We start from the raw sequence: 4,091 nt of genomic DNA on the forward strand, positions 1-4,091 counted from the left end.
AAGAGGAGGTGGCGATCCCAGAACTGACCGCGGCATAATCACAACAGCTGACCCGCACGGTGTTGAGAAAATCCACCACACAGCGGGACGTCACCGTCGATGAACTTGAGCATCAGACAGGGGTGTGCCGCGATATCTCTGGGTAACGCGGCTTTTCAACCCTCGGTCTTCAAGCGCATCACGCAGCATTGAGATGCTCCAGTCGCCTGTGGCATAGGTGCGAAACGCCCATAGGATGTGGGGAGCGCGTTCTGGGTCGAGAGCAACACCCTTCACCTCCCGACCGTCGATGCGGGCGAGGGTGTTGAGATAGCCGATCGGAGCAACACCATGCGTGCCGCCACTCTTGGCTTTCTGTGCCATCCCCTTCTTCGACTCCGCGGACAGGTTTGACGAGTAGTACTCGGCGAAGCCGGACAGGATGGCGTGCATAAGCTTGCCGCTCGGAGTTTCATCGATGAGTTCGGACGGACACGAGTGTCGCCCCCGCGGCCTTGATGGCCATAACGATCGTCACGTCGTCAGCTCGATCGCGAGCCAGTCGATCCAGCTTGTGAACGATGACGTAGTCAATGTCGGAGCTGGGGCTCTCGAGGAGTGCGAGCATCTGTTGGAGTGCGGGTCGGTTTGCGGAGCGGGCAGATGCGCCGGCGTCGACGAACTCATCGACGACGACAGCACCGAGGCTCTGCGCTTTCTGAGAGCAGAGTTCGCGCTGCTGAGGAATCGAGTAGCCCTCGGCCTCGTTGTTCTTCGTGGCCTGCCGAGATGTCGACACCCTGAAATACACCACAGCGCGCTTCTGTGGGGATTGGGTGCTGATGGCGTGCGGAGGTGAAGTCTTCATAGCCCTCGCATTTTTGCTCGATCGACCAGGGATTTCTAGTGTCCGATCGTGCATTCTCGCCTCATTTGCTGGAGTGTTCGCGCAGGGAGAACGAACCTAACGGGGGTCGCGGCGTCACTTACGGGGCGCATCTCGGATGATGTAGTTTCTCCATCACTTCGTCGGCTCAGGTCCCGTGACGTCGCTGTCGGGGCGACATCCATGTCGCCACACGTCTTCCCTTCCTCCTCGGCTGGTCGTACGGTCTGTCGTCACCGACCCGGCGACTGAGACGAGTACCCGACAATGCCTGACGCCACTTGCCCCTCCTGGTGCGACCAGATCCAGTGCCAGGAGCCGCTCGAAGCGGATCGCGTTCACCAGCACCTCGAGCTACTACCTGTGATCTACCGCGATGCGGATATGCAGCCGATCGCCGGTCCTCTCATCATCCTCGTCGTTTCCACCAAGCTGCAGGTCACGGATGAGGTGTGGGTCACTTTGGAGCTCGGCGAGGACCAACCTGTCGCGAGCCTGACGCTCTCGCTGGAGAGCGCACTACGCCTCCAGGCTCACCTGACGCGCCTGCTCGGTCAGCTCTAGCCGGCCTCGCCCGCCAGGATCGAGTTGGGGATCCCGCCGAGGGCGGGATAGTCGGCACCCAACAAGCCCTGACTTCCCTGTTTTCTCGGGGCGAGAGCGACTCCGCCCGGCAACGCGACCCGACGGGCGACCGGACATCCCTAGGTGTAATGCCCAGGCAGGTTGTTGAGTCTGCTGACGGGGACGCCTTGGACTGCGGAATGGAACCTGTGGTGATTGTAGTGATGCAGCCATCGCGGTAGCGCGGCTCGTCGTTCGGCTTCCGAGAACCAGTGCTGCGCGTGAGCCCAGCCGTTCGCGAGGGTGCGGTGGAACCGCTCGATCTTGCCGTTCGTCTGCGGCCGGTAGGGCCTCGTGTGCTTGGGGACGATCCCGAGCTGGGCGCAGGCATCCGCCACGCATGCGAGCGATAGGCCGAGCCATTGTCTGACAGGACCCGCTCGACGGTGACGCCCTGCTGTGCGAACCAGGCCGTCGCGCGTTCGAGCACGCCGACCGCTGTGACGCTCTTCTCGTTGGGGTGGGTCTCGGCGTATGCGACGCGAGAGTGGTCATCGATGACGGTGTGTAGGAACGCGATCCCGGTGCGGGGCTTGTAGTTCTTCCCGCGCGACAGGCCGGTAGTGGAGCGCTTGTTGCGCTCGCCCTGCTGACGGCCGACGTGTCGGTGTCCGCCGCCATCGGGGATGCAGGCGAATTTGGTGACGTCGACATGGATGAGCGATCCCGGGCGATCGTGCTCGTAGCGGCGCGCGGGCTCGCCCAGCTGCTTGTCGATCCGAGCCAACCGGTTCAACCCGACACGGGCAAGGACGACGTGGACCGTCGAGGCAGGAACACCGGTCATCTGCGCGATCTCTGCCGGCCCAACTCGCTTGCGCAGCCGGAGAGACACAATCCGCTTCACCAGCGGCAGCGACGTCTTCCTCGGCGAGTGGAGCGGCCGGCTCGAGCGGTCCTGCATCCCCGCGACGCCCGCGGACACATACCGGGCCGCCCATTTACGGGCAGTGACGGTCGAGACGAGGAACAGTGCGGCGACGACAGCGACGTCGACCTGCTCGTCGACGATCTGGCGTGCGAGCTGAAGACGTCGCAACGGGGTGAGGACAGCGTTAGCGTGGGACACGAAGGCCTCCTGCGTTCATGAAGTGGGTACTTTGAGCAGTTCCACTTCACAGCAGGAGGCCTTCGCCTACGCGGACCCCAGCCTCGTGTCAGCCTGTCCCGCGTCAAGTATTTGGCAGGATTTCTTCTCTTTCGAAGTTGGGGATGGTGGGGTCGGCAAGGCCCAGGTGCACGTCCATCGGCCGGTTCCAGGCGATCGCCTCGTGAGGACGGATCTCGTTGTATTCGATCCGGTAGTCCTCAGCGCGTTCGACGAGCGTCATCGCGTCGGGGATGTCGTCGAGGAACAGCCGCTCGTATTTCAGCGTCCCGAACCCGCGTTCGCGTGACCCGTTCTGCCCGGGCGATTTCACCCGAGTGCGGACGTGCCGCAGCTCGGGGTGACGCAAGATGAACAACTCGAAGTTCATCGACCGGAACGGGCCACCATTGTCAGTCACGAGGGTCACGACCGGCAGCAGCTCGCCGGTCTCCGGGTCGACCTGACACTGGTCGACGAGGGGGTGCCCGAACATGCGCTCGTAGTCGGTCAGGGCGAGTTCGATCGCCGCGATCGCGTCGTGTTGGTTCGCCGTGGGCGAGGTATGGAAGGGGTGCTCGACCTTGGAGAACCAGTCCCGGCACCCCGCGATCCGCCACGTCCCACCCTGGGTGGTCTCGAACTCGCTGAAGTCCAGCTGCCACACCTGGTTCGGGCCCGTCGGGTTCCTCGCGAACGCCGCCTTACGGTCTCTCGCGAGCTCACGGCGCTGCTTCTGATACTCCGACGGCAGGATCAGCCCGTCATCGCGCAGCAGGCGCAGCACGGTCGCCTGCGACACCCGGTGCCCGTCGTGGCGGGTCATCGCCCAGATCTTCCGATGACCCCACGCCGGATGCGCCAGCGCGTGCTTGGTCGCGAGCGGCCTGGCCGCGTCCCGCGCGGGCTGCGGCCACGGACCCTTCGGCGGGCGATCCGCTCTCGCTTTGGCCTGCCAGCGGCGATACGAACGCTCGGGCACGCCCGTCAGCTTGCAGAACCTCGACGTCGGCATGCCCGCCTCCAAACGGATCACCTCGAGGTCCTCGAAGGGCCCAGCCGGCCCTCCGCGCTCTTCTTCCACACCCGGATCTCGACCGCCGCCTCACCGAGGGCCTGCGTCAACTCCGCGACCTCATCCTCGAGCTGCTGCTCCCGGGTCGAGGGTTTGGACTTGCCCGCCTCGATGCCGGCCTTGCCGCCCTCGAGGAACTGGCGCTTCCAGTTCCCGATCGCTTGCTCGGACACCTTCTCGCGGCGGGCGGCTTCGGCGATCGTGATCTCGCCTTGCAACACGGACAACACGATGCGGAGCTTCTTCTCTACCGGGATCGTCGGGGGACGACTCATGCTTCAGACCTCTCAGCTGGGGCGTTGCATCAGCAACTAACTACCCCTGCCAAACATTCTGACGCGCGACATCGCCACCTCCTCTTCGGTGGTGTCGAGGAGTTTCATGGAGTGCTCGCTGAAGTATCGGCGGTCGGCGCCGTCCCATTCGTCGTGTTGCTCGAT

5 protein-coding genes and 1 pseudogene are annotated in these 4,091 nt (G+C 64.1%); 1 reads left to right on the top strand and 5 read right to left on the bottom strand.

Annotated features, from left to right (window positions below):
* Nucleotides 1–90: 90 nt before the first annotated feature.
* Both AB0O93_RS16115 and AB0O93_RS16120 read right to left on the bottom strand, forming a co-directional pair.
* On the bottom strand, nt 91–432 hold the full coding sequence (locus tag AB0O93_RS16115; protein WP_363345067.1) for a hypothetical protein: 342 nt from the start codon (nt 430–432) through the stop codon (nt 91–93).
* 19 nt (nt 433–451) lie between these two features.
* Nucleotides 452–847 (bottom strand): recombinase family protein, encoded by a 396-nt coding sequence (locus tag AB0O93_RS16120; protein ID WP_363345069.1) that lies wholly within the window; start codon nt 845–847, stop codon nt 452–454.
* Between the two features lie 285 nt (nt 848–1,132).
* Here AB0O93_RS16120 and AB0O93_RS16125 point away from each other — a divergent pair, with 285 nt between their 5' ends.
* Complete coding sequence (locus AB0O93_RS16125) at nt 1,133–1,429, top strand: hypothetical protein (protein WP_363345071.1); 297 nt, start codon at nt 1,133–1,135, stop codon at nt 1,427–1,429.
* A gap of 140 nt (nt 1,430–1,569) precedes the next feature.
* Here the strand turns inward: AB0O93_RS16125 and AB0O93_RS16130 are convergent.
* The 3 genes and pseudogenes from AB0O93_RS16130 to AB0O93_RS16140 all read right to left on the bottom strand — a co-directional run bounded on the left by AB0O93_RS16130 (nt 1,570) and on the right by AB0O93_RS16140 (nt 3,926).
* Nucleotides 1,570–2,558, bottom strand: a pseudogene (locus AB0O93_RS16130) (IS481 family transposase).
* A gap of 103 nt (nt 2,559–2,661) precedes the next feature.
* Nucleotides 2,662–3,591 (bottom strand): integrase core domain-containing protein, encoded by a 930-nt coding sequence (locus tag AB0O93_RS16135; RefSeq protein WP_363345073.1) that lies wholly within the window; start codon nt 3,589–3,591, stop codon nt 2,662–2,664.
* A gap of 17 nt (nt 3,592–3,608) precedes the next feature.
* Entirely contained in the window at nt 3,609–3,926 is a 318-nt protein-coding gene (locus tag AB0O93_RS16140; protein WP_195692783.1) for a helix-turn-helix domain-containing protein, read from the bottom strand.
* Between the last annotated feature and the right edge of the window lie 165 nt (nt 3,927–4,091).

Origin of the sequence: Microbacterium sp. NPDC077184 (genome assembly GCF_040687055.1) — a bacterium.
Taxonomy (GTDB): Bacteria; Actinomycetota; Actinomycetes; order Actinomycetales; family Microbacteriaceae; genus Microbacterium.